The 26389-nt window shown below is 37.0% G+C and carries 26 protein-coding genes; 16 read left to right on the forward strand and 10 right to left on the reverse strand.

Features of this window, described 5'->3' with window-relative positions; genetic code table 11:
- Positions 1 to 21: 21 nt before the first annotated feature.
- A complete protein-coding gene (locus RCC89_12160) occupies positions 22 to 1323 on the reverse strand; it encodes a metallophosphoesterase (GenBank protein ID WMJ73910.1) in 1302 nt (433 codons plus the stop codon).
- A gap of 452 nt (positions 1324 to 1775) precedes the next feature.
- Here RCC89_12160 and RCC89_12165 point away from each other — a divergent pair, with 452 nt between their 5' ends.
- Complete coding sequence (locus RCC89_12165) at positions 1776 to 3101, forward strand: NAD(P)/FAD-dependent oxidoreductase (protein ID WMJ73911.1); 1326 nt, start codon at positions 1776 to 1778, stop codon at positions 3099 to 3101.
- Positions 3102 to 3186: 85 nt separating this feature from the next.
- On the opposite strand, the gene RCC89_12170 is transcribed toward RCC89_12165, so the two are convergent.
- Complete coding sequence (locus tag RCC89_12170; protein WMJ73912.1) at positions 3187 to 3693, reverse strand: hypothetical protein; 507 nt, start codon at positions 3691 to 3693, stop codon at positions 3187 to 3189.
- Between the two features lie 84 nt (positions 3694 to 3777).
- On the opposite strand from RCC89_12170, the gene RCC89_12175 reads away from it, so the two are divergent.
- Positions 3778 to 4545 carry a CPBP family intramembrane glutamic endopeptidase gene (locus RCC89_12175; GenBank protein WMJ73913.1) on the forward strand — a complete coding sequence of 256 codons (768 nt, stop codon included), beginning with the start codon at positions 3778 to 3780 and terminating at the stop codon, positions 4543 to 4545.
- Between the two features lie 132 nt (positions 4546 to 4677).
- On the forward strand, positions 4678 to 5106 hold the full coding sequence (locus tag RCC89_12180) for a hypothetical protein (protein ID WMJ73914.1): 429 nt from the start codon (positions 4678 to 4680) through the stop codon (positions 5104 to 5106).
- Between the two features lie 66 nt (positions 5107 to 5172).
- On the opposite strand, the gene RCC89_12185 is transcribed toward RCC89_12180, so the two are convergent.
- Positions 5173 to 6114 (reverse strand): NADP-dependent oxidoreductase, encoded by a 942-nt coding sequence (locus RCC89_12185; GenBank protein WMJ73915.1) that lies wholly within the window; start codon positions 6112 to 6114, stop codon positions 5173 to 5175.
- Between the two features lie 168 nt (positions 6115 to 6282).
- Between RCC89_12185 and RCC89_12190 the strand changes: the two genes are divergently transcribed.
- Positions 6283 to 7137 carry a pirin family protein gene (locus tag RCC89_12190; GenBank protein ID WMJ73916.1) on the forward strand — a complete coding sequence of 285 codons (855 nt, stop codon included), beginning with the start codon at positions 6283 to 6285 and terminating at the stop codon, positions 7135 to 7137.
- Positions 7138 to 7488: 351 nt separating this feature from the next.
- Here RCC89_12190 and RCC89_12195 read toward each other — a convergent pair whose 3' ends face one another.
- The gene (locus RCC89_12195) at positions 7489 to 8154 is read right to left on the reverse strand and encodes an HAD family phosphatase (GenBank protein ID WMJ73917.1); all 666 of its coding nucleotides are present in this window, start codon (positions 8152 to 8154) and stop codon (positions 7489 to 7491) included.
- 285 nt (positions 8155 to 8439) lie between these two features.
- Between RCC89_12195 and RCC89_12200 the strand changes: the two genes are divergently transcribed.
- A complete protein-coding gene (locus RCC89_12200; GenBank protein ID WMJ73918.1) occupies positions 8440 to 9684 on the forward strand; it encodes a cytochrome P450 in 1245 nt (414 codons plus the stop codon).
- 90 nt (positions 9685 to 9774) lie between these two features.
- Here RCC89_12200 and RCC89_12205 read toward each other — a convergent pair whose 3' ends face one another.
- Positions 9775 to 10077: a hypothetical protein gene (locus RCC89_12205; protein WMJ73919.1), complete on the reverse strand. Its 303-nt coding sequence runs from the start codon at positions 10075 to 10077 to the stop codon at positions 9775 to 9777.
- Between the two features lie 191 nt (positions 10078 to 10268).
- Here RCC89_12205 and RCC89_12210 point away from each other — a divergent pair, with 191 nt between their 5' ends.
- The 8 genes from RCC89_12210 (at position 10269) to RCC89_12245 (ending at position 16523) form a co-directional block, all read left to right on the forward strand.
- Positions 10269 to 10433, forward strand: a complete 165-nt coding sequence (locus RCC89_12210) for a hypothetical protein (protein ID WMJ73920.1) — start codon at positions 10269 to 10271, stop codon at positions 10431 to 10433.
- Positions 10434 to 10779: 346 nt separating this feature from the next.
- The gene (locus RCC89_12215) at positions 10780 to 11991 is read left to right on the forward strand and encodes a DUF418 domain-containing protein (protein WMJ73921.1); all 1212 of its coding nucleotides are present in this window, start codon (positions 10780 to 10782) and stop codon (positions 11989 to 11991) included.
- Positions 11992 to 12099: 108 nt separating this feature from the next.
- Positions 12100 to 12237: a hypothetical protein gene (locus RCC89_12220; GenBank protein WMJ73922.1), complete on the forward strand. Its 138-nt coding sequence runs from the start codon at positions 12100 to 12102 to the stop codon at positions 12235 to 12237.
- Positions 12238 to 12328: 91 nt separating this feature from the next.
- The gene (locus tag RCC89_12225; GenBank protein WMJ73923.1) at positions 12329 to 13225 is read left to right on the forward strand and encodes a hypothetical protein; all 897 of its coding nucleotides are present in this window, start codon (positions 12329 to 12331) and stop codon (positions 13223 to 13225) included.
- A gap of 345 nt (positions 13226 to 13570) precedes the next feature.
- Positions 13571 to 14251, forward strand: a complete 681-nt coding sequence (locus RCC89_12230) for a hypothetical protein (protein WMJ73924.1) — start codon at positions 13571 to 13573, stop codon at positions 14249 to 14251.
- 92 nt (positions 14252 to 14343) lie between these two features.
- Positions 14344 to 14754: a transcriptional repressor gene (locus RCC89_12235; GenBank protein ID WMJ73925.1), complete on the forward strand. Its 411-nt coding sequence runs from the start codon at positions 14344 to 14346 to the stop codon at positions 14752 to 14754.
- Between the two features lie 144 nt (positions 14755 to 14898).
- Entirely contained in the window at positions 14899 to 15861 is a 963-nt protein-coding gene (locus tag RCC89_12240) for a GTP-binding protein (protein ID WMJ73926.1), read from the forward strand.
- Between the two features lie 425 nt (positions 15862 to 16286).
- Positions 16287 to 16523, forward strand: coding sequence for an acyl carrier protein (locus RCC89_12245; GenBank protein ID WMJ73927.1), 237 nt, complete (start codon positions 16287 to 16289; stop codon positions 16521 to 16523).
- A gap of 61 nt (positions 16524 to 16584) precedes the next feature.
- Here RCC89_12245 and RCC89_12250 read toward each other — a convergent pair whose 3' ends face one another.
- Positions 16585 to 17595, reverse strand: coding sequence for a hypothetical protein (locus RCC89_12250; GenBank protein WMJ73928.1), 1011 nt, complete (start codon positions 17593 to 17595; stop codon positions 16585 to 16587).
- Positions 17596 to 17743: 148 nt separating this feature from the next.
- Here RCC89_12250 and RCC89_12255 point away from each other — a divergent pair, with 148 nt between their 5' ends.
- Positions 17744 to 19981, forward strand: coding sequence for a PAS domain S-box protein (locus tag RCC89_12255; protein ID WMJ73929.1), 2238 nt, complete (start codon positions 17744 to 17746; stop codon positions 19979 to 19981).
- A 62-nt stretch (positions 19982 to 20043) separates the two neighbouring features.
- Here RCC89_12255 and RCC89_12260 read toward each other — a convergent pair whose 3' ends face one another.
- Entirely contained in the window at positions 20044 to 21354 is a 1311-nt protein-coding gene (locus RCC89_12260) for a ferric reductase-like transmembrane domain-containing protein (GenBank protein WMJ73930.1), read from the reverse strand.
- Positions 21355 to 21406: 52 nt separating this feature from the next.
- Positions 21407 to 22465 (reverse strand): DUF4421 domain-containing protein, encoded by a 1059-nt coding sequence (locus RCC89_12265; protein WMJ73931.1) that lies wholly within the window; start codon positions 22463 to 22465, stop codon positions 21407 to 21409.
- Between the two features lie 256 nt (positions 22466 to 22721).
- Here RCC89_12265 and prs point away from each other — a divergent pair, with 256 nt between their 5' ends.
- Both prs and RCC89_12275 read left to right on the forward strand, forming a co-directional pair.
- The gene (gene prs, locus RCC89_12270) at positions 22722 to 23645 is read left to right on the forward strand and encodes a ribose-phosphate diphosphokinase (protein ID WMJ73932.1); all 924 of its coding nucleotides are present in this window, start codon (positions 22722 to 22724) and stop codon (positions 23643 to 23645) included.
- Positions 23646 to 23669: 24 nt separating this feature from the next.
- Positions 23670 to 24080, forward strand: coding sequence for an RNA-binding protein (locus RCC89_12275; protein WMJ73933.1), 411 nt, complete (start codon positions 23670 to 23672; stop codon positions 24078 to 24080).
- Between the two features lie 106 nt (positions 24081 to 24186).
- On the opposite strand, the gene RCC89_12280 is transcribed toward RCC89_12275, so the two are convergent.
- Positions 24187 to 25341 (reverse strand): PQQ-dependent sugar dehydrogenase, encoded by a 1155-nt coding sequence (locus tag RCC89_12280; GenBank protein ID WMJ73934.1) that lies wholly within the window; start codon positions 25339 to 25341, stop codon positions 24187 to 24189.
- 46 nt (positions 25342 to 25387) lie between these two features.
- Complete coding sequence (locus RCC89_12285; GenBank protein ID WMJ73935.1) at positions 25388 to 26362, reverse strand: potassium channel protein; 975 nt, start codon at positions 26360 to 26362, stop codon at positions 25388 to 25390.
- Between the last annotated feature and the right edge of the window lie 27 nt (positions 26363 to 26389).

Below are 26389 nucleotides of genomic sequence, written 5' to 3' on the forward strand. Positions count from 1 at the left end.
GTTATATAACACTTTGGGATGCTATATGTTTATTTCCATGCTACGTATGCTTTTGTTTTGTGATTTTGTGAGCGGAGAATCTTTTTGTATTACTTTCTTTCTAAATTCTATAACAGTTATTTCTGGCCAAATGCCAACCCTGCCAGAAAAGCCAATAAATCCAAAACCTCTGTTAATGTATAAATGCTTTCCGTTTTCTTTTTTCATACCAGCCCAGTGCGGATAACGGTATTTTACCGGGCTCCACTTAAACCCTAGAAGCTCGAACCCAAATTGCATTCCATGTGTATGGCCGGATAGTGTGAGGTGTACAGGAACTTCTTCTTTTTTTACCACTTCTTCCCAGTGTGTTGGATCATGGCTTAATAGAACCTTGAATGATGATTTTTCTACCCCTAATAGTGCTTTCTTTAAATCTCCTTTTTGCCCAAAGCCCAAACCCCAGTTTTCTACCCCTAACAGGCTTATTTTTTCACCTCCCTTTTCAATTGTTACATGGTTGTCTAATAATAGGTGGAAGCCTATTTCTTTATGAAACCGCTTTAGGTTTTGTAGATTTGTTCTCTTGTCCTCAACCGATGGCCATGAAATATAGTCCCCATAATCATGGTTGCCTAAAACCGAATATTTTCCATAGGGTGCTTTTATTTCTTTAAAAATTTCTATCCAAGGCTTTAATTCTGAAGCTTCATTGTTGACTATGTCACCAGTGAAAACGAAAAGGTCAGAGTTTTGGGCATTAATTAACTCTATTCCTTTTTTTACAGCTATTGGATTGTCAAGGCTTCCCGCATGAATATCGGAAATTTGCGTCAGCGTGAACCCTTCAAATGCTTCTGGCAAATCGTCAAAATAAAGCACTTCTTTTCTTACCTTATAAGCATACTTTCCTTTGGAGATACCATAGATGAAAAAAGCAAAAGGGAAAGAAGCTAATACTATACCTATTTTACTCACTAATTTACTTCTTAATGGTAGGTGTTGCTCTCCTTCAGAATTATAATTGTATGCAAATGCCAAGGTTCTATAGACATCTTCTCCTAGCATTATGGTTACAAAAGATAGTTTCGTAACTAAGATAGTGAGGTACAAATGAAAAAAGGTTTTGGCCCATGTACTGATTTCTCTTCCTCTGATACCTAATATAAAATAGAATAAAAGGATGTTTATACCTGTGAACAGAACCCAATAAGCGGTATTTACTATCGCACTCATACCTGCTGAAGTTGTTAAAGTCTTTATCCCCTGAAATACATACCAGTCTATTAATAGCACTAGTATTCCTATGGAAGCAAGAAGTATATATGTTATTTTTTTTGTCATTAGTTTATAAAAAGTTGAAGTCTGATCTTCTGGAAATCATCAGAGTAACATATATGCGAAAAAGGTTTTCATTTTATATGTCTGATCTAAAATGATGTAAATAATAGTAGATGATCTTAAGTTTCTGTTAGACATCGCATTTATATTACCTAAAGGTTGGTCATTAAGTTCCTTGTCTTCTTTATGGCTTGCTGAAAAACTTTTTAGATCCTACGAGCTATGGCTTTACATTTAGAGGATATTGGAGTTGAATGCTATTGTATTGAATACCAAAGTTCTTATGTTAAAATTTAATATGGCTTACTTCATTATTTTTTAGTCTTTCGTGATTTTGTTCATGAATTAATTTTATAGGCAATAATCTATATCATTTTTTTTGAATTTTTTTATAAAAAAGCCATGTACGGAACAATTATTGCATTGTTTATAATACACCAGAACTACCAAATAGCATGAATATTCACATCCCGGAAAGTAATTTAAAAAGAGTTGTCATTATAGGAGCGGGCTTTGGTGGCTTGAAGTTGGCTCGTAGGCTTGCTTCTAAGGACTATCAGGTTGTTTTGTTAGATAAAAATAACTACCATCAGTTTCAACCTTTATTTTATCAAGTAGCTACGGCTGGTCTGGAACCAAGTGCAATATCTTTTCCTCTTCGTAAGGCTTTTCAATCACACCCTAACGTTCACATCCGTATTACGGAAGTTAAGTCTATTGACCCGGAGAAAAACGAGGTTCAAACAGCGCTGGGAGAGCTTCGGTATGATTACTTAGTTTTATCTATGGGCGCAGACACCAACTACTACGGCATGAAGTCTATTATGGAAAAATCTATGCCTATGAAATCAGTCAGCGAAGCGCTTGCGTTGCGGAACCACCTTCTTCAAAACCTCGAGGACGCACTTTCTGTTTCTGATGACATAGAAAGACAGCGCTTGATGAATATTGTTGTGGTAGGTGGAGGGCCTACTGGGGTAGAGGTGGCAGGTACATTGGCGGAAATGAAAAAAACTGTTTTGCCTAAAGATTTTCCTGACCTTGACTTTACCTCAATGAAAATTTATTTGGTAGAAGCGGCTGGAAAAGTGCTTAATCCTATGTCGCCCAAAGCTTCGGAAAAGGCTGAAGAATACCTGACAAAGCTTGGTGTGACCGTTAGGACAAACATAGGCGTAAAAGACTATGATGGTAAAACCGTGTTTTTAGGGGATGGCTACACGATTGAAAGTAGAACGCTTATCTGGGCTGCTGGTGTGAAAGCTAATGTAATCCCAGGTATTCCAGCATCTGTTATAAACAGAGGTGGCCGAATTTCTGTAGATCGATATAATAGGGTAGAAGGGTTTGATAATATTTTTGCATTAGGTGACCAAGCACTTATGGTGGAAGAAAAGTTCCCCAATGGACACCCACAAGTGGCGCAGCCTGCTTTGCAACAAGCAGACTGTTTGGCCAAAAATTTAATCCGTGAACTTAAAGGGAAGCCTTGGAAAGAGTTTTCTTATAATGATCTTGGTTCTATGGCTACTGTAGGTCGTAATTTGGCAGTAGTAGATTTGCCATTTATTAAGTTCCAAGGCTTCTTTGCTTGGTTGGTTTGGATGTTTGTGCATTTAATGTCTATTGTTGGTGTAAAGAATCGTTTGTTGATTTTTATTAATTGGTGTTGGAATTATATTACCTATGACCAATCGCTTCGTTTGATCATTAAACCAAAAGTAAAACCAAATACCTCGGAGTCTTCTAAGAAAGAAGAAGAAGAGGAGCTGATTGTATAGGCTACAAATTTAAGTACTGGGAATTTTAGGGCAGCCATTGGGCAGTAGATTTTTTGCTGCTTGATGGCTGTTGTTTGCTGAACCCTTACCTGTCTGCGAAAAATAAAATTTTTTTAAATTTTAAAAATATACCTGCACTTAGCAAAAAGCTTACGATATATAATATATAGATCAACCAGGTTTGCTCAATATAAAGTGAGTCAAGTACACTGCTTCTGTTTTCAATAGTATAGATAAAAAGAAAGTTTAAAGAAGCAGCAGCAAATGAGTTGGCAGGTATTGCTAGCTTATGGAAGTTTCTAAGTTCATAAGGGGTAAGCAGGTAGTTGAGCAAAGTGTTTATTAATAAAAAAGGTGCAGAATACAAAATCATCAGCGAGAACGAAGGAATAAAGCTTATAGCTCTTGCTGCTATACCTGGGAATCCCGTCGTGAGAATGAGGGAGGCAAAATACGCCAAAGAGAATATTACCAGACCAGAACCCCATAACTGCGCAGTAAAGTAAAATGTCTTTTTAAATGCCGGTCCGACCTTTTTTCTGAAGTAATACGTAATTAAAAGGAGTAAAACAATGAGTAATATTAGTTTCATTTCTCTTTCTGATTAATGTAAAAATACATCAACTTTCCTACTTTTAAAATTCTTAATTATCCTTTGTGAAAAATATATAGGAAAATGAAAAACAAACAATTAATTATAGGTGTTGTCCTTTTTCTGCTTGGTTTTGTGGGAGTTTTGTCTTTGTTGACTATGCCTTTTAATGTAGAAGCAATACCGGAAGAGGCAAGAGAAGATTTGCTGGAACAATTTTCACCGGACCAGCTTCAGTTATTAAACCTAATCAACCCGACTCTTATACTTTTAGTTTGTACTTTTATAGGAGTAAAGTTTAGCCCCAAAGTTAATCTTGAAGTTCCTACCTTAGAAAAGGCTTTAGAAGGGGGAAGTTGGAAAAATAGCCTCATAGGTCAGGTTAAAAGTGGTTTTTGGGGAGGTGTTATAGGTGGGGTTTTAATTGTTTTAATGTATGCGCTTTTCAGACCTTTATTGCCTGTAAACTATCTTGAAATAGAGGAAGTTTCTCAACCTTCTGTAATTGCCAGGTTTCTTTATGGGGGTATTACTGAAGAAATTATGATGCGCTATGGGGTAATGACTCTAGTTATATGGATCATTAGTAAGTTTACTAAAAATTTGTCGCAAGGTGTATATTGGGTAGGTATATTGATTGCTGCTGTTCTTTTTGGCGCAGGGCATTTGCCTATGCTGAGCCAGTTAGTATCAGAACCTACGCCTGTTTTGGTAAACTTTATCATATTCGCCAATGCTGCTGGCGGAGTTGTGTTTGGGTGGCTTTATTGGAAAAAAGGGCTGGAAGCTGCAATTATCGCTCATATGTTTGCCCATGTGGTATTGTTGATTTTTAATCATATTTCAGCTTAGTACATCATGCTCAAAGTCCTTATAGAAAAAGCATGTAAAAAAAGTATCGTTAAATAGTTATTTCTAACACTTGAGTATTATTTTTACGTTATTAAACACAACCACATTATTCATTTAACCCAAAAAACTGAAATGTATACTGGAATTCAACACTTCCATTCTTTTCTTGCCTATTTAGTATTGGCAGGTTTAGTTGTAAGTATTTTAAATGCCCTGGTAGGGTTTGGAAATAAAAAAGATTTTGCGGCTAAAGATAGAAAACTGTCTTTGCTGGGTTTAATTCCAACCCACCTTCAATTTTTACTTGGTATTATACTCTATTTTCTTTCTCCTTTAGGAGCAAGCAATATATCAGGAGAGGCTATGGGGAATTCTGTAGCCAGATTATACTTTCTTGAACATCCCTTGACTATGCTTATTGCCATTGTTTTAATAACTATTGGCTACTCAAAAGCTAAGCGTCAAGTAGGTTCTCCTAAAGGATATAAAAGTATATTTATATTTTATGGTATCGGATTTATATTGATTCTAACCAGAATCCCATGGATGAATTGGCCATAAGAAATGAAAGCATCAAAAAAACCTGAAGGAATTACTTCAGGTTTTTTTTGATTAATATTATCAGGTTTAGACAACAACAACTACTTTCCCTCTGGTTTTTCCTGTTTCTATTTGTTGATGGGCGCTGGCAATATCAGTAAATGAAAAAACATGGGATATAATAGGTTTTATTGCTCTAGAGTCCAGTAGTTCAGCAATTTTTTTCATATCATTTCCAGAAGATTTTACTAAATAGTTTGATGCTTGAATATTTTTATCCTTTGCTTTTGCCATAACTTCCTCTTTTACCCCTCCAACAATAGATATTAGTTTTCCTCCAGGACGTAAGCATTCAATAGACTTGAGCGTGGTATCTCCTCCGATAGGGTCTAATATTACATCAATATCTGTAGCAATATCTTCTATTTGTTCTTTTGTGTAATCAATATGCCTGTCTGCCCCAATTTCTTTCAAAAAGGTAGCATTTTTATAAGAAGCTGTTCCTGATACAGTTCTTCCCATAAGTTTGGCCATTTGTACAGCAAAGTGGCCCACGCCGCCCGCAGCAGCATGGATGAGTATATTCTGCTTGGTGGTAACTTGAGCCTCATGGTACAACACCTGCCAAGCAGTAAGGGCCGCTAAGGATGTGGCCGCTGCTTGGGTATGAGTAATGCCTTCAGGCTTTAATGTGAGGTGTTCTTCTGGTGCTGCAACATATTCTGCATAAGCTTTGCCATGTCCAGGGAAGTTGGTCATGCCAAATACTAATTGACCTTTTTTAAATTTTTTTACCTTGCTTCCTATCGCTTCTACCTCGCCTGATATATCCCATCCCAAAACAAGCGGCTGTTCGCTTTTTAATTGGTGATACATAGCGCCACCGTTTCTTGTTTTGACATCTACAGGGTTTATACTTATAGCATGTACACGTACGAGTATTTCATTTTCTTTTAAATCAGGTTTCTTTAAATTTTCTAGGGCTAGATTTTCAGAACCTCCGGGTTCTTTTAATACTATTGCTTTCATTTACCATATATGATTATGCAGATAAATGAAACCTCTAAAGAGCAAAAAGGTTATAAATACCGGTGGGTTATTCAGGTATCCTTAGTTCCGCTTTAGCCCAAAACGAATTTAGATAAAACAGAATGAGTGTTATATTTGTATTAAAGATTATTGTATAAACATGTATTTATGAGGACTATTAAACACATTCATACCGCAGAATATTCGCCTATTAGTGACCTAGAAACTTATCGAGCTATACCTACTCGGACGGTTCAGTATATTGACCCATTTTTATTCTTGAATCATCATGGCCCGCAGGTTTATCCTCCGAACAACAATGGACTACCTTTTGGGCCACATCCTCACAGGGGGATGGAGACTGTCACTTTTATTTTAAATGGGGATATTTCTCATAAAGATAGTAGTGGGCATGAAAGTATCATTAATGCAGGAGGTGTTCAATGGATGACGGCAGGCAAAGGTTTAATACATGCAGAAGTTTCTTCTGATGAATTTAAAGAAAAAGGAGGACCTCTTGAGATTTTACAACTTTGGTTGAACTTACCTGCAAAGCTGAAAATGACAAAACCTTTTTATAAGGGCTTGCAGAAAGAGGATATTCCTTCAGTTGCGATGGACAATGGAAAAGTAAAGTTAAATTTAGTATCTGGAAAGTGGGAAAGTGAAGAAGGAGCCTTTAATTCAGCTGTTGATGTACACTTAAGCACTGCTCACTTTGAAAAGGATGGCTTTTATTCTATTGATATACCAAAGGAGCAAAATATATTCTTTTATGTTATTAATGGCAATGTTGTGGTGAATGGAACCGATGTAGAAGCATTAAAACTGGTAGAGTTTAATAATGATGGCGAAAAGCTTGAAATTAAAGCCAAAACGGAGAGTATTGTGTTGTTAGGCTTTGCAAAGCCTTTAGATGAACCTGTGGTTGCACAAGGGCCATTTGTAATGAATACTGAAAAAGAAATAGAAGATGCTTATAAGGATTACCGCCAAGGAAAGTTTGGTACATGGTCCTCTTAAGACTTAGCATACATAAAATGAATTTGGTAAACGTAGAGACAAGTCTTTGTTACTACATTTACCAAACTTTTACTTAGGGGGCGCTGAAAAACGCCCAAAATATTGACCTGTTGATATTTGCATAAAAATTAGGAGGTGTAGGTGCAAGGGTTTTCCAGTTATTTCTTATTTTTCCGTGCACATTAAATTAACAAGCTTTTAATCCAATACTTTTTTGGGCTAGCCACAAGCGCACAATCTACTTTATGGCCTTCATTCGAAGTATTCCAATACGTCTTCATGTAAGGCCATGCATATCTTGCACACTTGTGACTTTTTCAGCAGGCCCTACTTAAACCTGGATTATGCAGGTTAAACTGTAAGCGCCTTTAAACAAGGATCAGTATAATCTTTTACAATTGCCAATAGATTATCATATTTCTCGAAGTCTTTTGCTTCATGTGCGGTTGTTAGAACTACGCACTTCATTCCTGCATTTTGGGCACATTCGACACCTTTGGGTGCGTCTTCAAAAACGATACAATTTTCCGGTTCTACGCCCATACTATTGGCTGCTAATAAAAACGTTTCTGGATGAGGTTTGCTCTCTTTAACGTCTTCTGCGCATACAATGCATTTAAAGTAGTGCCTTAAGTTTAAATTGTCCAGAATATAATCGACGTTAAAAACACCTGCTGCGGAACCAATAGACATAGGTATATTTTGATTAGCAGCTTCTTTAAAAAAGATGTCCAGACCATCTATAAGCTTCATGTGGGGGCGATAAAGTTTTTGATATCTTTTTTCTTTTTCTATAACATAATGGTTCATTTCTTCAGGAGTAAACCTGCTTTTTCCAAATACCCGCTCTAATAGCTCTTCGTTTTTGCCATACATTTGTAGTTTAACTTGTTCGTAAGTCATAGAGGCTCCAAGATCTTTATTGAGCATTTCATACCAGATTTCAGTATGGTATTTCATATCGTCTATCATGGTGCCATTCATATCAAATATGAAGGCTTTGTTTGGCTGTGTCATTAAATTTCAAAATTGGTGTCAAACCTGAATTAATCAATAGGGCTTTCTAATACGCAGCAAAACAACTTCAGGTCAGTCTTCGCTCACGTTTGTTGTTATTTTGCTCCTCATGATGAAGTATATCGCATAATTGAGATTAAAGCAATAATAGTTCAAAAGATGCTAAAAAAGAAATCTTTTGGATACTGATATTACTATAGCTGTGGGCTTTTAAATATAGTTGTAAACAAGGTTTAAGGACAACAGTTATAAAAATACATTTCTTTCAAACAAATTAATGAGATTATGCAAAAGATACCAAAAGATAAAATGCCAGACAGTAGCCTAGCTTTGTTGGCTGATGGTTATGAATTTATTACAAAAAGGTGCGAAAAGTATCAGTCAGACGTATTTGAAACCAAACTACTTTTTGAGAGGCGCATATGCATGAAAGGGGAGGAGGCTGCAAAAGTCTTTTATGATAAAGAGCTATTTAAAAGAGAGGGTGCGGCTCCCGATAAAGTAAAGAAAACACTTTTTGGTGAGGGTGGTGTTCAAGGGCTAGATGGAGAATCGCATGCAAAGCGTAAGATGATGTTTATGTCTATGATGTCTCCTGAAGGCCTTGCAAAATTGCGTTCTTTAATGGAAGAGCAATGGCAGCGTCACCTTGAAAAATGGGTAAAGCAAGACGAAGTAAAGCTTTTTGATGAAGCAGAAGACATTGTTTTTAAAGCTGTTTGCAAATGGAGTGGCATACCATTAAAAGATAAAGAAGTAAAAAAAAGACGTAAACAGGTAGGCGCACTTATTGAGGGGTCGGGAGCTGTAGGTATCCATTTATTAGCTTTAAGAGGTAGGAGCAAAGCAGAAAAATGGATTTCACGCTTAGTTAAAGATATTCGTAAGGGGGATTTAAATGTTGAAGAAAATACCGCCCTTCACACCATTGCTTTTCATAAAGATGCAGATGGTACGCAACTGAACCCTCGCATAGCTGCTGTTGAACTGCTTAATGTTATTCGTCCTACAGTAGCAGTAGATCGGTATATTGTTTTTGCAGCATTGGCCCTACATGAATATCCTGGGTATAAACAAAGAATTAGAAAAGGTGATGATGAATTTGTGGAGTTGTTTGTGCAGGAGGTACGTAGATATTACCCGTTTTTCCCATTTACAACCGCTGTAGTGAAGAAGGATTTTGAATGGAAAGGGTTCAAGTTTGAGAAAGATACCAATGTTTTACTAGACTTGTACGGAACCAACCACGATGCTCGGTCCTGGGAAAATCCTGAAAAATTTAGGCCCCAGCGCTTTTCTAACTGGAATGAAAGCCCTTATAATTTTATACCTCAAGGAGGAGGAAGTCATGAGAAAAACCATAGGTGTCCAGGTGAATGGATAACCATTGATACAATGAAAATTGCTGTTAAATTTTTGTGTCGTAAAATGGACTATCAGGTTCCAAAGCAGGATTTGACTGTAAGCATGTCCAGGATTCCTGCCCTTCCGGCCAGCGGGTTTATTATAAAAAATGTTCGTCCTCTTTAAAAGAAAAGCCTTTTCAAATAGTTGTAGCGATCAGGCGTGCCTTTTCGTTGCAACTACTGAAAAGGGGCTTTCCTTCAAAATTCAAAGACTTTAGATTTGGTCTTCATCGTCTTCTGTAATTCCATCTCGTCTTTGCTGGGCAGCGTCATCTTCATCTTCTACTTCACCGCCTGCACCCTCTTGTGCTCCAGCACCATTTTCTCCTTCACCGTATTGTTCTTCGGTCATTTCATCCTCTTCTTCCTCTTCTTCAAGCCCAGGATCTTGTTGTTCCTGTTGCTCTTGTTGCTGCGGTGTAGTAGTTGTTCCTGCAGCGCCATTGTCTTGTCCTTCTCCGCAAGAAGTAAAACCTAGAATTCCTAATCCAAATAATACTGCTATTAGCTTTTTCATCTGTTCTGTTTACTTTATGGTTTCTAAAAGAACCCTTCTCTTTTACATTTGTTTCGGAGGCCTTTTCTTCTATACTGACAAACATCAGTTTTCTAGGTGGCGACAGTCATTATTTCACATTTAAATTCATTTTAATATTGTATCAAATAAAACAACAGAAAAGTATTTTTAAACATTAAAATTTTACCATTATGAGAGCATATGCACCTATCAGCGACTACTATGAGTTTCTAGCTAGAATGAAAGAAGAGGCAAAAAGAGAGGCTTTAAGAAATGCAGCTAAAAATGATCAAAAAGAGCATTTTGACTTTAACCATAAAAAGGAGAACAAGAAAGAAGCTGCAATTATTTTTTAGGATAGCATTGAATGCAAATGGTTTCTTCAGTTTTTTATCAAATCTAATTTTATGGATGATAGTATAAAACAGTACCGTCTTATAAAACATGTGCGGAGTACGGCAAAGGTAGAAAGGGATGAATGTAGAAGAGTGGGGATAAGGCAATACCATAGCCGTCAGGCAGAGAAGTGCTCTGTCAGTTTTTTAGCTGGCAGAGCCATTTGATTTTCCTCCTTACTCCTCCTGAATAACTTTGCCCTTTCTACTTGCTTTTGTTAGGCTTACCCTTTTGTCTTTTTTGTTTTAACCTGTTTAAATAAACAAATTTTTTATTCTGGCTATTATCTTATAAAGATTGTTTTGAATGACAATACAACAATCAGCAGGTAATGGTATGAGGCCGCTAGGGGAGAAAAGTCGCATGCATGTCTTGGATGCTCTGCGCGGATTCTCTATTCTAGGGATATTACTTGTTAATTTGTTTTACCTTTCTGGATATAAATATTTTTCTCCTGAAAGTTTTGGTTCAGCAGAGTTAGACGAAAAAGTCTTGTTTTATGTAAACTTTTTGGCATTAGGCAAATTCTATAGCTTATTCTCATTTCTTTTTGGTCTTGGCTTTGCTATTCAATTGGACAGGACTAGCCAAAAGGGGCTTCCATTTTTACCATTGTATTTTAGAAGGCTTGGTGTTTTATTTGTCATAGGTTTGCTCCATACACTTGTATGGCAAGGTGATATTCTCACCGTATACTCGCTGGCAGCTATTCTATTGATTCCGTTCAAAAAAGCTAACAACAAAACTATACTTGGTTTTTCTGTTGCACTTTTGATTTCACCAGCTTTTCTCGAGTTAGCCATGAATCAACTGTCCATAAACCCTGGACAGTCTCTTTACTCATTAGGCCATCGTATAAAACAATCGTGGGACTTGCCTACATCCTCTACCATAGTTACAGAGGGTGGTCTATATACCTATTTATTGGCCAAAGTTCCGGATACTTTATTAAGGTATGCAGAGATATTATCAGGAAGCAGGTTCCCTAAATTATGGGGAATGTTTCTTCTGGGGCTTTATTTTGGGCGGAACAACTTGTTTGCTGATATTAAGAAAAATGCTAAAGTATTTAAATTTCTTTTACTTTTTGGAGGTTTAGGCGGGCTTGTTTTTACTTATTTTTACTTTATGTTTTCTTGGCCTGCTGGCTCAGAAAATCTGCATTTTTTTAAAACCTTGGCGAGGTCATTGGGAGAGCACCCTTTAGCATTAGGGTATATGGCTGGATTTAGCTTATTATATGCCAAGAAACAAGCTGTTTTGGATTGGATGGCTCCTGCTGGGCGAATGGCTTTGACCAATTATTTGATGCAAAGCATAATTAGTGTGCTTTTTTTCTACAACATAGGACTTGGCTTAGGTCCCGTAGGGCCTGCGTACTACGTTCCTTTTGCCTTTGTGTTTTTTCTTTTTCAGGTTTTGTATAGCCACTGGTGGTTAAAGTTTTTTAAATATGGCCCAGTAGAATACTTGTGGCGTTCTTGTATTTATGGCAAGCTCCAGCGGTTTAGAAAATAATGCTTAATAATTTTATAAAATAAGTCGTTTTACTGAAACCGTTTATAGGCGTTTTGAGTTAAGATAAAAACAACATATTATAATAACTATTTTAATTCTCATTACCCTATGAAAATTCATGCACCAATCAGCGAGTATTTCGAGTTTGTAGCAAGACAAAGACAAAAAGAGCAGCAGGCACAAGTAAATCAGACGCAATCGAATAAATCCTTTGGTCATAAGAAGTCAGAAAGAAAAGCCGCTTAAAAGCTTTAGTTCATAAGTCCGGGCCTAGTCTCGGACTATTTTTTTGTTCTTTTTAACCTGCATTGTATTTGTCTAATATGTAAATTTGTACATGCAGAAATTCTATCCCCTCTTTTTCCTACTTATATTCATGCTTTTCTCTTGCGGTGAAAATGAGACCCAAGAAGTGTCTAGCTCTATAGAGGTTTTTTCATTAGAGTCTAAAGGAAGCAAAACCATTTATACTTCTGAAAATATTATATCTTCCCCCCAATGGTCTCCTGATGGGAAATATATTTTTTTTAATGAGAATGAAAATATACTTCAAATATCTGTGGAGGATGGATTAGTAGAAACTGTTATTTCGTCTGTGCCATGCAGCCCAAATTACGGCATAAGCTCTGATGGTAAAAGTTTGGCGGTGTCGGTATTGGGAAAGCCTGGTGATAATACTCAAATTACTATTTTTTCTTTAGAAGAAGATGGACAATCCCAAAACTTTACTTTCAACGGAGATGCTTGGTTTCATGGTTGGGATCCAACAGGAAACAGGTTTGTTTTTTGTGGAAAACAAAGTGATAAATTAGATATTTATAGCGCCTCCTTACAAGGGGAGTTGGCAAAGTTGACTAATTCTGGTGATTTTTTGAGCAATACGCCTGATTACTCTTTAGATGGAAAGTATATTTATTTTAGTTCCGATAGAAGCGGAATTGCCGAGGTTTGGAGGATCGATGCAAATGGGGACAACCTTAAGCAAATCACTTCTGATGACTATAATAACTGGTTCCCGCACCCGTCTCCTGATGGGAACAATTTACTGTTTCTTTCTTATAACAATGACGTGTACAAACATCCTTCTAATGAAGAAATTCAGGTGCGTTTGATGTCTCTATCTGACAAAAAAGCTGAGACTTTGTTCGAGACGATTGGAGGACAGGGGACGTTTAATATGCCTTGCTGGTCTCCAGATAGTAAGTCTTTCGTATATGTAAATTATACCCCTTAAAAGGTAAAGTTTCTAAGAATAAAAAGAAAATTATACCATATTCTGCTATCTTTTTAATGGCCTAATCCGTTATATATTATAATACTAAAGTCTTAAAAGTTCATAAGTCAGTAGGCCTAATGCTTGGGCAACAAACACGTTCTATTAATCAGCCATTTCCTAACAATCATAGCTTGATTATGCATACAAACTGAAATGTGCTGATTTTTGTTCTTTGATAGTTCTTCAAGCAAAGGGATATTGGTCATGCCAACTTTTGGTGTCGCAACTTTGTTGCGTTATGGAATTTTTTAGTAGCTTTTGCGTTGTATTAGTACGGGTAAGCAATTAGAACTCAATTATCAGATGAATATAGGTTTAACAACATTAGCAGCATTTTCGCTCGGTGCCATGCACGCATTAGAGCCAGGCCATGGAAAAACATTTATAACCAGTTACTTGCTCACTGGAAGGAGTAGTAAGATGCAATTATTTATTATGGGATTGAGCATGGCTTTGTCTCATACCTTGGTATTGTTCTTGTTAGGCTTGATGATCCTTTTCTTTTCATCACAAACAGCAGGCTATATTAGTGATTTCCTACTTATTGGATCGCCATCGCTTGTTATTGGTATAGGGCTGTATATGCTGTATCGTTTGTATAAAAAGAAGGTTTCTTGTGGGTGTTCTTCCCATAGCTGTAGCCATGGCGGGACTGCCTTGCCTGGGGAAAAAATTAGTTCAAGGACAGCTGCCTTGGTAGGTTTTACAGGAGGTCTGTTGCCGTGTCCCTCTGCTATTGCCGTTTTTTCTTTGTCAGGCACTACAGGTGACTCCAAAAGCGCCCTTTGTATGATGGGCTTATACGTTGTTGGGTTTATCTTAATTATGGCTGCTTTAATTATAGGGGCTTCTTTTATTAAAAATAAAGTGGTTTCTAAATATTTCAATGAAAAGAGAAATCTATTGATCCAGAAGATTAGTGCTTATGCCATTATTTTGACAGGGGTGCTGTATCTTACTCATAATATTGTAGATCATTTATAAAAAATAGGGTTCAGAGGGGTAGGGAAGGGACTTTCTTTCCCCTCTTGGATTATTATCCCAAAGGATCCTTATAACATCTATTACCATATAATATGCTAAAAGCAGCGGATATATTAAAGAAAAGGAAGCTGAAAGCCACAGCAATACGTACAAAACTTTTACAATCCATTATTAGTAGCGAAAAAGCCCTTTCTCATGCAGAGTTGGCTGAGGTTATTGTGCAGAAAGCTGACAGAGTTAGTATTTATAGAAATCTTATCGTCCTTACCAATGCTGAGCTTATCCACAAAATTGTAGACCAAACTGGAACTGCCAGATATATTTTTAATACACATCAACACGCCAATGAAAAAATCGGCAGCCACCCCCATTTTAAGTGTACAAACTGTGATATGGTTTACTGTTTGCCCGACTTGCCTAAAGAGTATTTAGCAAGCTTATCTAAGCTACATTTAAAAAATGTTACTTTTTTGGCAGAAGGGATGTGTCAAAAATGCTCATAATTCCTTTTCTACCATTACCTAAGTTGAAAAGTTAGGCTAAGGCCATTTGTTCTTCGAGTTTTTCAGTAATTTTGCTATAACCTGAAGTTATGTGATAGATTTCCTCATGAGGAGCAGTATATTTCAGTTTTAATCTTGATTTACATGCAAAAGCCAGTAACGATTCTTACCGGGTTCCTTGGAGCGGGTAAGACCACATTCTTAAATAGCATTTTAGCAGAAAGAAAAGGTGTTCGTTTTGCCATCATAGAAAATGAGTTTGGCGAAGAGAGCATAGATGGAGAGTTGATTCTTCGCTCTGATGATAATTTTGTAGAGATGAACAATGGCTGTCTATGCTGTACCCTCAACGACAATTTATATGACATTCTTAACCAGCTTCATGAAAGAAGCGAGCAGTTTGATGAGTTGATAATCGAGTCTACTGGCATTGCTGACCCAGCGGGTATTGCAGCTCCTTTCTTGACACACCCTGCCATAAAAAAAGCTTTTCCTTTAAAACGCATAGTTTGTCTGGCTGATGCTGTATTGGCTGAAGACAGGCTAAAGGAAACAGAAGAGGCCAGAAAACAGATGGCTTTTAGTGATATAATTTTGATCAATAAAACAGATTGTATTACAGAGGGGTACCATACTGAACTTGGAGAACTGTTTTCAAAACTAAACCCCATGGCGAAAATTATGGCCGGAAATAAAAACGGGTATCCTATAAGTGAAATCTTTAATTATGAGCGAGAGGAACATGTTGGTACAGAGACTTTCAAGCACCAAGATCATGATCATGGTCACCATCACCACCACCACGGTGACATAAGTGCTTTAACTTTTACTTTTTCAGAACCTTTTGATGTCGATGAGCTTTATAACCGCTTGTTTGTTTTTTTACAATTTCAATCAAAAGACCTGTATAGGATGAAAGGTGTTGTTGATAACGGAAGCCATACACATCAGGTTGTTTTTCAATCTGTCGGTAAAAGTCTAAATGTGGAAGAAGGGCATGAATGGAAGGAGGTAGCTAAAAGAAAAAGCCGGATAGTTTTTATCGGCAAGAGTTTAAAAGCTGAAGGCTATGAGAAAATGCTTAGGCAATGTCTGGTAAAAGGGTAAGTGTGCTAGATTCTTGTTTTTAACTATTGTGGTATTTAATTCATTTTTAAAACTTTATAGTATTATCTTGGCTATAGTTTTTCTTTAATAAAAATACAAAAATTACGTAGGCCATATGCCTAACTATAAAACATTTAGTGTATATTTGTTTCAATTATTTTTTTTAAGAATAAACCAGCTATTAAAGACTATTTTTTTTGTTTATTTACCTTTTATCTATACCATGCTGATATTCAGGATTTATTTTTTTGTAAAATTTTGAGTGTGTAAAATAATGGTAGTTGGTATAACTTATTTTGGGAGTAGTCGTATAAAAAAGTATGATTAAGCCACAAAAATAGCTACACTTCTTAAAAGTAATATAAATTTTCAAGCCTTAAAAGCTTGTGATTTAATAAGAATAACACGCAATATCTTTAACTACTATGAACCTACAAGACTTGATTATCAGTATTGTTGCCAAAATCAATGGGGTGCCTAAAGAGGAAGTCTCTTTATCTCATAAACTAAAAGAGGACCTTGGAATGGACTCTTTAGATTCACTTGAGTTGATAACCGAAATTGAACAAGAATTTAGTTTATACATTCCTGAAGAAACTGAAATAAACAGTGTAGGTGAAATTGTACAATATGTAGAAAGACATACTTCTGATAAAAATTGATCTACTTGCTTGATTGTCAATTTTGAAGCTTCATGCAAGTGCTTTTTTTAGGAACCATTGCTTACTGTATAGGTTCTGCCAAAATTATCAATTCACCATTGGCCGTTCCTATGGCAACTTCAGAGTCATCCGGTGACCAAGAAATTGCTGTTATTGCACTAGGCATTCTGGCTATATCTATTAGCTCATTTTTTATATCCGGCCTCCAAAATAGAATGATTCCTGCCTCATCTCCCGAAACCAATGCTTTCTTTTGGTTTTGAAACTTTAGCGTTGATACAAAGTGTTTGTGCCCTATTAATATTGAAGGGTCTAGATTTTCTTTGTTAATATTATCCCAAAAAGAAATTTGGTTTGAGCCTGTTGCGGCCAATAGATTTGACTTGTTTTGCCAATCTAATGCTTTAACATTTCCATCATATCCTGCCATTTCATAGGTTTCTGAAGGAGCATATACCTTAACCCAACCTTTTTCTGTGCCCAATGCTAAACATGGTTCATGCGGATGCCATCTAATAAAGCTTACTATTCCTTCTACAATTAATTGATCCTTAGTTTTTTCTTCTGTAGGGTCAAATTCTAAAATCGTATTTTCAAAAGCAACGGTAAAGCAATGCCTATGAGGATTCCAATCTACTGCGGTAATACGATTAGCAGGGTGTTCATAAGCTAACTGCAACAACCCATGATGATCCCAAATTTTTAACTCTTGATTTGCAGTGGTGCAAAAACAACTGCCATTTGGATGCCATGTTATAGAAGTCACTTGGTGGGTGTGGGCTTTAAAAGTTTTTAGCTTTTCACCGGTGTCGGTTTTCCATATTGTCACTTGGCCTTGATGATCTGCGGAAGCAAGAAACAATCCTGAAGGAGCGTGTGCAATAGTGGCTATTTCTCCCAAGTCTGAGAGTAGGTTAACTTTCGCTTCTTCCGTATTTATGATTCCAATCTGTTGCTTTGTTGCAACACACAGAAAGTTTGTATCATAAGACCATGACAGGTTTGTAATAGCTGCATTGAACCTCGTACGCCAAAGCTCCCGTTCATTGTCAAATTCTGATGCCTCACTCATTGTTTTAATCCGGTTTAAAAACAACTGCAAATGTAAGCCTTTTGCCCCATTTTAAAATATGAGCAGCCATAAAGAAATTAACATTCATCCTGATATGCGGTTAAATGTAAGTAATTGACCAAAGGTCATGTTGTAAATCGCCAGTACTATGAATCACTTCCTTGAAAATTATACTAAAAGTTTAGAAACAGGAGTCTATGTGTTCAATGCGAAAGAGGATAATGTTGGTGGAGTACAACGCTTTCAAGGAAAACTTGTCAATTCTGAAGACGGAGAGGGCCGTAAAGTTGTGGTTATTGAAGGGGATACAGGTGACCAAAAACTATATGATTGTTTAAAGAATGTATACTATTTAGGCAACCCTCAGATGTTTACATGGCATGTAAAGAAAGATGGGTTATGGCTGCATGTTCATGTAATGAAATACAAAGAAGAATTGCTCGTGTGTTGCAATAATATTACCAAGCAGAAAGAAACAGAAGCGGAACTCAGAAAACGTGAGCGCACCTATCGCTTGTTAACCGAGAATTCTACTGATATGATTTGCAGGCTTAATTTTCGTGCGCAATTTTTGTATGTATCACCTTCCTCTTTAAAGGTTTTAGGATATCATCCTGAAGAGTTGCTCGGTAAATCCTTCTATAGCTTTGTTCACCCTGATGATTACGGACATGTAAAAAACATAAATCTAAAATTTGTACAAGATCCCCAATTGACCACTATTGAGTTTAGGTTTCGGTGTAAAAATGGAAATTACAAGTGGATAGAGACAATAACTAAGCCTATAATAGACAGTGATGGAAAGTTTTTGGAAATTCAATCTTCGGTGAGAGACGTAACGGAAAGGAAACAATTTGAGGATCAATTAAGAAATCTAAACCAGGAGCTTGAAAAAAGGGTGGTTGCCAGGACTATGCACTTATCTGCTGTGCTGCAAAACGCACCGGTTGTTTTATGGTCAGTCAATAATAAAAAAAATATAACCGTATTTGATGGTAAAGGTCTTGAAAAGTTAAATATGAAACCCAATTCGCTCAGTGGTATTTCTATTTATGAAGCTTTTACGGATTACCCAAATGTAATTAAAAATGTTGAAGAAGCATTAAAAGGTAAATCTTTTGAAAAGGAGTTAGGGTATAAAGGAAGGTTTTATCGGGAGTTTTATTTTCCGTTTCGGGATAGTTTAGGTGATATCCAAGGCATGACTGCTATAGCAACAGACATAACTGAAAGAAGAAAGTTTCAGGAAAAATTAGCGGCAAGTGAAGCCAAATATAAGTCAATGATTGAAGGTATTCCTCAACTGGTGTGGACAGCTTTGCCCAATGGCGAGGTTGATTTTTTCAATAATAACTGGTACAATTATACAGGCTTAACTAAAACTGGTTCACTGAACAAAAATTGGATTTCAGTTATTCACCCTGATGATACCAAAGCAGTGCTTGAAAAAGTTAGTGATGGACTGGAACGAAAAGAAGTGCTTACCTATGAAGCGCGGTTTAAAAACATAAAGACCAGTCAATACCGCTGGCATTTGGCGCGGGTTTGGCCTGCCAAAGATAATAATGGCAAAGTGATAAAATGGTTGGGAACTGCCACGGATATACATGATCAAAAAAAACAAAATGAAGAACTTAAATTAAAAAACCTTGAGTTGACAAAAATCAACAATGACTTGGACAACTTTATTTATACGGCCTCTCATGACCTCAAAGCGCCAATATCCAACATAGAAGGCTTGTTTCAGGCCATAGAAGATAGCATGGACGGCCAGTGCAGTGATGAAATCGGGGTAATGGTTCATATGGCAGAAGAGTCCATAGAAAGGCTAAGAGATACTATTGCGGAACTTACAGAAATTAGCCGTGTACAGAAAGATTTTTATGCAGGTTATGAAAAAGTCGATATTCAACAGGTTGTTAATGATTTTTTTACGGATAACCAGGAAACTATAAAAAACAGTCATGCACAGTTTTTAGTTGAGCTCGATAAAAAGCATTTTTTGTTTTCTAAGAAGAATTTTAGAACCATTGTGCACAACCTTTTGAGCAATGCTATTAAATATAAGCATCCAGAAAGAGCGCCTATAATATTGATCAAGACTTATGAGGATAGGGGATCAGGAGAGCTTGTTTTAGTTGTTAAAGACAATGGCATAGGATTTAAAAATGAAGATGCAGGTAAAATCTTTAAAATGTTTAAGCGTGTGCACGATCATGTAGAAGGTACAGGTGTTGGCTTATATATTGTTAAACGTATTATGGAAAATACTGGCGGAAAAATTCATGTAGAAAGCAAGGTTGGAGCGGGATCAGCCTTTACGTTACGTTTTCGCTTGCAGAGTTCAGCCTCTGGAAGCGAAAAGGATAGCGGCCAGAACCAGTAAGACTCCTACTATGTCGGCTATTCTTCTTATGGTTAAGTATAATAGTTTGGTATTTTTCATAATTAAACTATTTGAAAACGTTCAGTATATATGTTTCTCCAGTCAATCTTTAAGTTTCTTAGCGCATATTCAGCAGCATCCATTAAGGGGTCTGGACCACAAATGAAATACATATATTGATTGGGGTTTGCAGGTAAATGCTTTTTTAAGAGCGATTGGTTTACGAAACCTGTTTCTCCTTGCCAACTTTCTGGAGGTTCTGAAAGCAGGTGGATTACCTGTAGGTTTAGCTTTTTGGATAAATCTTCTAGTTCTTCTCTAAATGTTATGTTTTCTATGGTTTGATTTCCATAGATTAACTTGATTTTTCGCTTGCCTTTTGTGTCTACAAATGTTCTCAACATGCTCATGGCAGGTGTTATACCTATACCTCCCATAATCATAAAGATGTCGTGGTTTGGTTCGGGTGTAAAAGAGCCAAACGGTCCTTCTAAAAACACTTTTGTGCCAGGTTTAAAGTGCTTCCATTTAGAGGTAAAGTCACCGAATTCTTTTGCTGTAAAACTGATTTCTTGACTTAACTCGCTTGAGGTAAAAGAAAATGGGTGTTGTTGCAATGAAAATGGTGTTTCTCCTACAGTTAACCATGCAAACTGACCGGCCACATATTTCATCTTTTCATGGTTTTCCGGCAATAAAGTAATCGTGGTGGACTGGCCTCTCTCGGGAATGACTTTTTGAATTATATAAGGTTTTCTTTTATTCTTCCATGGTCTGATCAACCGGGAGTAAAAAAGGGCAAAGCTACATACCACAACAAAAACGCTTAAGGTAGCTTTTTTCCATAATGGGTCTGTGTACCAAGATACCTGAAAAGCATGAATTAAACCCCCATATAGAATAAGTACTGCACAAATCCCATGCAATAGCCTCCATTTTTCATAACTAAGGTTAAACAATGTTCTCTTTAAACTAGTGGCTAATATGGTGAATAATACCATTAGCAAAAAAATCAAAGAAATAGCCCTGAGTGCATCTACGGAAACATCAAGGAATGCTAAGAAGGATGGGTCGGAAATAAAAAGTATTATGGGGTGTGAAAGAATTAGAATAAACGCAATTATACCTATTTCCCTATGATATTGAATAATATTGTCCATGCCATAGCTTGGTGCTACATGTTTAATTCTTCCGGAAATTACAAATTGTAAGGCAAACAAACCAAGTCCCAAGAATCCGGTGGCTGTGCCAAGCTCTGTGCCAAAACCTCTGGTTATATCAAATTGCCCAATAAGTGCAATAGCCAATGGCACCAATGCAACTATTACATAAATTATTAACCATCCTATGCCTCTGTGGTAACTGTATTTCATTGAAAAATATTCTATATAATATACTAATGGCAGCTATAAGTGTTTAGATTGGCTAATTATTATTAGGGGACAATTCATCGTCAATGCCCCTAATGGGCTGTAGCCTTTCTTTAAGTCGTCCGCCTGGTATAAACCTGTATATGAAATTAACTCTGTAATTTCCGGTCATCATGGAATTAGTGAAGTTTTCCGTAGAGGCAAAGCGCACATTGTTATAAACAAAATTGCCGTTCAAAGACCACCTTTCTGAATTATATCCTGCAAAAATTCTGAAAAAGAGGTTTGGACGTACATCCCAATCTCTCTCTCTGTAGTGGTCACCGTCTTGAATTGCATGGCCGATTACTAGATTAGTAGAGGCAGAAGCGGTGACAAAGAAATTTTTCAAAAATACCAATGTATAGGCATACCCTAGGTTTGGTCCAAGGTCAAAAAAACGGGTTCTCGTAAAGTTTCTTTCTGGATCTTCTATTAATTCTATCGGAATCAAAGCACTGTCGCCTCGTGCCCTTCCTCCATACATTTCAAAACCTAAAAGGGGCGTACCGGCCGATTTTCTTTGCCATTCGTTTTGCAGGAAAGCTGCATTAAAAGAAAATTTTTCAAAATTGAAGACATATTGTACCGAAGCCCCAAGTTTGGTTACAACAAGATCAGGTCTATAGTAAAAATTTTCCCCATCAGGAGCCGCTTTCCCTTCAGGTAGCATGTGATATCCTTTATAAAACTGACCAAACAGATCAACTACCATGGCCCTGGGGTAGGCATGGGCCTGCAGGTCTAGGTAGCGAGTGTCGCCTTGGCCTTGGTCGGGATTTAGAAAATTAAAACCGTATGCCAAGTTTAAGGTCGCCCATCGATAAGTAGCCCCAATGCCCAAGTTTAAGGTAGTGTTAGGCATGTACATATAATCGGTACCTGTAAGTCGGTCGTTAATACGGAATGAGGTGAACTTTTGAGAAAGGTACAACCTGCTATTTATCGCATCTTCAAAAACTATATAATGTTCACCTTCTACCTCTTCTTCATAATCTTCAATTATTTGTGCTTTTATAGCAAAAGATATACATGTTAAACAAATAATGTTTAGAAAAGTGTTTTTAAGCATCATGGACCTATACCTGTACAAAAAAATAATATGATTTATCAACAGGTAGTGCTAAGGAAATGTTTATTCTACGAAGGAAGCTATTTTAATTTTTACAGCCGTGTAGGAATGATGGCTGTTGTATTAAGTTATATCTTAGATAATGCAGAGCTCCGATTTTGTTGCTTTTTCTGATTTTTGATTGAGTTATTGGGATAGCATGCTTTTTAGAGTAAAATTCCTTTGTTTCTTTTAAATAGTAGCGGTAAATTTCGGGGTCATGGAAAAAAAGTTAATTTTCGCTACCCAAAACTACCTATACATGCGTGATATGGTAGTTTCCCAAGGAGGGTTTGATAAAGGAGAAGTTGAAGTAAAGTATTTTCCCGATGGGGAAAGATATCAAAGAGTACTAACCAGCGCCGACTGCAGAGATGTTGTGCTCATAGGAGGTACAATTTCAGACAGCGATACGCTTGAATTTTACGATTTGGCATGTGCGCTTGTTAAACATGGCGCTAGATCTCTGCTGATGATTATACCTTATTTTGGGTATAGCACCATGGAAAGAAATGTAAAACCCGGAGAGGTTATTACTGCTAAAACCCGTGCTAGGATAATTTCAGTTATTCCACTAACAGGGATGGGGAATAAAGTTATCTTTTTAGATCTACATACAGAAGGTTTGCCTCATTATCTAGAAGGCAATATTAGGCATATCCATATTTATGGAAAGTCTATTATATTAAATGCAGCCCGAGAAATTGGTGGAGATAATTTTGTTATGGCCTGTACTGATGCAGGTAGGGCAAAATGGGTAGAGTCTTTGGCTAATGATTTAGGTGTAAATGCGGCATTTGTTTTTAAAAGAAGGTTGTCTGGGGAAGAAACAGAAATAACATCTGTTTCAGCAGATGTTAAAGGCAAGACTGTTGTAATATACGATGATATGATCAGGACAGGTGGATCTTTGGTCAATGCAGCTAAGGCCTATATGAATGCCGGAGCGGTTAGGGTAGCAGCTATTACCACCCATGGATTGTTTACGAATAACGGAATGGAAAGGATAGAGAAAAGTGGCTTGTTTTATAAAGTTATTTGCACCGACAGCCATCCAAATGTTTTAAAAATCAATAACCCGCTTTTAGAGGTGAGATCTGTAGCGAAGCTCTTTGCTGATAGGGTAGCTGAAATTGAGTGTTAAATATTGAATTTACATTAGTGAAATATGGATATCTTTGTTGGCAGCTTGCCGTTTAAAATTAAAGAGGAGGACCTGAAGTCTTTGTTTGAACAATACGGGAAAGTTGCTTCTGTTACCATTATTATTGATAACATTACCAGACAAAACAAAGGCTTCGGCTTTGTGAAAATGCCCAATGATAGAGATGCTTTAAAGGCTATTAAAGAGTTGAATGGGGCAGAGGTAATGGGAAGAAAGATTAAAGCGAGCAAATCTGAAAGTAAAGAAAAAGATAATAGAAAAGCCATAGAGTTACTTAGAAGTGGAAAAGTTATTACCAAAAAGAAAAAGGTCAATGTGATAGGTCGGTATAAAGATTCTAAGCAGAAGGATGAAAAAACACAAAAACGGGATAGGCGGATTAAAACATTGAGGCACAAAAGGAAGAGGAAATAAAGGCACTCTTTGATACCTAATTAAGCTCACCCTGGTGTAAGAAGAAGGTAAGCTTAATTAGGTTGCGCTGAAAAACACCCAAGATACCCTAATTAGGTATTACCGTCTAGTTATTTCTTGCTGCCACTTCATGTTCTACTAAATCAGCGAGTCTATAAATGTTTCCATTGCCAAAATCGCCAACATAGAGGTTTCCATCTTCATCTTCTCCAAATGTTGAAATCATATAATCAACAGTATGTAGCAGTTCAGAAGTTACCTCATCTTCATCTTCTTGTAGCGCCCAAATGTTTCCTGAGCAATAGTCTGCGAAAATATAGTTGCCTTGAAGGTCTTCCATTTCTGTACCTCTATAGACATAACCCCCAATAATAGAGCAATTGTCATCTTGAATAGAATATTCGTAAAGTGGTTCAATTCCCAAGGGCTCACACTCTGTGCCAGGAGGGAAACACATAGTTCCTTCCATAACAGGCCAGCCGTAATTACCTCCCTTTTCTAACCGATTTATGACTTCTAAATGGTCTTGTCCTACATCAGCTATCCAAATTTCCCCAGTTTGTCTATCTTGGGTTATCTTCCAAGGATTTCTTAAGCCATACGCAAAAATTTCCTCCCTTACGTTTTCTTCCCCAACGAAAGGATTGTCTTCAGGAATAGCATATGGGTCTCCCTTGTCAACATCTATTCTTAAAATTTTTCCTTTGTAAGCCATCAGGTCTTGTGCGTTTTCTTCAGGGTCACCAGCCCCTCCACCATCACCATTTGCGATGTATAAATAACCGTCATCTCCAAAAATAAGGGCTCCTCCATTGTGGTTGCCCATAGGTTGTTCATATTCTAAAAGCACTTTTTCAGAGTCCTTCATACCAGACTGTCTGTCGTCGGCAGCGGTAAAGCGTGAAATCCTTGTGATTTTTTCATTTCCCTCTTCCGCAGTATAATTGAGGAAAAAGTAGCCATTTTCGTCAAAGTTTGGGTGAAACGCAATTCCTAAAAGTCCCATTTCGGTATGGTCAATATAGACCTGCTCGGTAATATCCAGAAACTCGTTGACAGTATTTCCATCATATACTTTTATGGTACCAGGCTTTTCTAGTATAAATAATCGATGTGTTCCGTCGCCCGCATTGGCAATATCGGTAGGCTCTGTAAGTCCATCTATCATAGGTGATGTCTGCTCCTCTACCTGACTTTTGGCATTACAGGAAACGATAATAGCTGCTAGGATTAAAAGTTGAGCTAGATTTAATATTTTCATAAATTAAACATTTGCTTTTATCTCTAATTCTAACAGCGTTGTACTGCTATTGTTTTTCCTCATGATTATGGATCATTAACAAAGTGTCATCGGGTCTGAAAATGACATTGTCATCTGGGTTTATATATACTTTGTTGTTTCTTTTATAGCCAATTACCATGACGTCAGTTAGGATATGGTTTATGTCAGAGATACGTTTGTCTTTAAACTTTTCATCCAGTTTGTTAAATTTAACCTCTGTTAAATGGTATTCGCAAGTGGATTCTTCGGCAGAGGGTTGGAAATAGGATTGTACTTGTTTTTTTATAAATAGACCTGCCATATGCAGACCGCCTATAACATCTGTTAATACTGCATGATCTGCGCCAGCTCTTTTTAGTTTTTTTTCCGCACTGGGATCCGATGCCCTTACTACAATGAGGATGGCCGGATTCATTTCTCGCGCTGTTAAAGAAATAAGTACATTGTCAGCATCATTGGGCAATGAGCATATAAGCCCTTTGGCTTTTTTTAATCCGGCCCTTTCCAAGGAAGATTCTCTTGTGGCATCTTGCGCTATAAAGATCACGTCTTTAAATTCAGGAACATCCGATAAGTGTTCTTCCTCATTAGCCTCAATTACTACGACTTTTACGTCATGCTTTAGCAGTTCTTGTGTTGCTTTGATACCATGTCTGCCAAACCCGCATACGATTACATGATTTTCCATCTTTTTTATCTTTTTGTCTTTATTTATCTCCTGCCACTTTTTCTTTACCTCTCCTTCAAATATGTATTTGGAAATAATGGTAACGGCATAGGCATAAAGTCCCAGATTAAATAAAATATAGACAGATGTGAATACCCTACCTAGGCTTGACAATTCTTGAACTTCAGTAAAACCTACAGTACTAAGGGTTAATATGGTCATATACAAAGCATTGACCATTCCTAAATCCTCTATAGTAATGAACCCTAAAATACCTATGATAATGCTGCTAATGAACAAGGACAATGCTCTTCTAAACTTGCTTAGTTTCATGTTCAGATCTATTACAAAAAATGCAAA

The sequence above is a fragment of the Cytophagaceae bacterium ABcell3 genome, assembly GCA_030913385.1.
Taxonomy (GTDB): Bacteria; Bacteroidota; Bacteroidia; order Cytophagales; family Cytophagaceae; genus ABcell3.

Excerpts from the sequence above, each read along its gene's own strand:
- prs (WMJ73932.1), top strand. The coding sequence starts at position 22,722 with ATGGAAAAAAAGTTAATTTTCGCTACCCAAAACTACCTATACATGCGT.
- RCC89_12210 (WMJ73920.1), top strand. The coding sequence starts at position 10,269 with ATGAGAGCATATGCACCTATCAGCGACTACTATGAGTTTCTAGCTAGA.
- RCC89_12235 (WMJ73925.1), top strand. The coding sequence starts at position 14,344 with ATGCTAAAAGCAGCGGATATATTAAAGAAAAGGAAGCTGAAAGCCACA.
- RCC89_12245 (WMJ73927.1), top strand. The coding sequence starts at position 16,287 with ATGAACCTACAAGACTTGATTATCAGTATTGTTGCCAAAATCAATGGG.
- RCC89_12255 (WMJ73929.1), top strand. The coding sequence starts at position 17,744 with ATGAATCACTTCCTTGAAAATTATACTAAAAGTTTAGAAACAGGAGTC.
- RCC89_12285 (WMJ73935.1), bottom strand. The coding sequence starts at position 26,362 with ATGAAACTAAGCAAGTTTAGAAGAGCATTGTCCTTGTTCATTAGCAGC.
- RCC89_12230 (WMJ73924.1), top strand. The coding sequence starts at position 13,571 with ATGAATATAGGTTTAACAACATTAGCAGCATTTTCGCTCGGTGCCATG.
- RCC89_12240 (WMJ73926.1), top strand. The coding sequence starts at position 14,899 with ATGCAAAAGCCAGTAACGATTCTTACCGGGTTCCTTGGAGCGGGTAAG.
- RCC89_12175 (WMJ73913.1), top strand. The coding sequence starts at position 3,778 with ATGAAAAACAAACAATTAATTATAGGTGTTGTCCTTTTTCTGCTTGGT.
- RCC89_12180 (WMJ73914.1), top strand. The coding sequence starts at position 4,678 with ATGTATACTGGAATTCAACACTTCCATTCTTTTCTTGCCTATTTAGTA.
- RCC89_12200 (WMJ73918.1), top strand. The coding sequence starts at position 8,440 with ATGCAAAAGATACCAAAAGATAAAATGCCAGACAGTAGCCTAGCTTTG.
- RCC89_12215 (WMJ73921.1), top strand. The coding sequence starts at position 10,780 with ATGACAATACAACAATCAGCAGGTAATGGTATGAGGCCGCTAGGGGAG.
- RCC89_12225 (WMJ73923.1), top strand. The coding sequence starts at position 12,329 with ATGCAGAAATTCTATCCCCTCTTTTTCCTACTTATATTCATGCTTTTC.
- RCC89_12265 (WMJ73931.1), bottom strand. The coding sequence starts at position 22,465 with ATGATGCTTAAAAACACTTTTCTAAACATTATTTGTTTAACATGTATA.
- RCC89_12165 (WMJ73911.1), top strand. The coding sequence starts at position 1,776 with ATGAATATTCACATCCCGGAAAGTAATTTAAAAAGAGTTGTCATTATA.
- RCC89_12190 (WMJ73916.1), top strand. The coding sequence starts at position 6,283 with ATGAGGACTATTAAACACATTCATACCGCAGAATATTCGCCTATTAGT.
- RCC89_12275 (WMJ73933.1), top strand. The coding sequence starts at position 23,670 with ATGGATATCTTTGTTGGCAGCTTGCCGTTTAAAATTAAAGAGGAGGAC.
- RCC89_12185 (WMJ73915.1), bottom strand. The coding sequence starts at position 6,114 with ATGAAAGCAATAGTATTAAAAGAACCCGGAGGTTCTGAAAATCTAGCC.
- RCC89_12280 (WMJ73934.1), bottom strand. The coding sequence starts at position 25,341 with ATGAAAATATTAAATCTAGCTCAACTTTTAATCCTAGCAGCTATTATC.
- RCC89_12160 (WMJ73910.1), bottom strand. The coding sequence starts at position 1,323 with ATGACAAAAAAAATAACATATATACTTCTTGCTTCCATAGGAATACTA.
- RCC89_12195 (WMJ73917.1), bottom strand. The coding sequence starts at position 8,154 with ATGACACAGCCAAACAAAGCCTTCATATTTGATATGAATGGCACCATG.
- RCC89_12205 (WMJ73919.1), bottom strand. The coding sequence starts at position 10,077 with ATGAAAAAGCTAATAGCAGTATTATTTGGATTAGGAATTCTAGGTTTT.
- RCC89_12220 (WMJ73922.1), top strand. The coding sequence starts at position 12,100 with ATGAAAATTCATGCACCAATCAGCGAGTATTTCGAGTTTGTAGCAAGA.
- RCC89_12260 (WMJ73930.1), bottom strand. The coding sequence starts at position 21,354 with ATGAAATACAGTTACCACAGAGGCATAGGATGGTTAATAATTTATGTA.
- RCC89_12250 (WMJ73928.1), bottom strand. The coding sequence starts at position 17,595 with ATGAGTGAGGCATCAGAATTTGACAATGAACGGGAGCTTTGGCGTACG.
- RCC89_12170 (WMJ73912.1), bottom strand. The coding sequence starts at position 3,693 with ATGAAACTAATATTACTCATTGTTTTACTCCTTTTAATTACGTATTAC.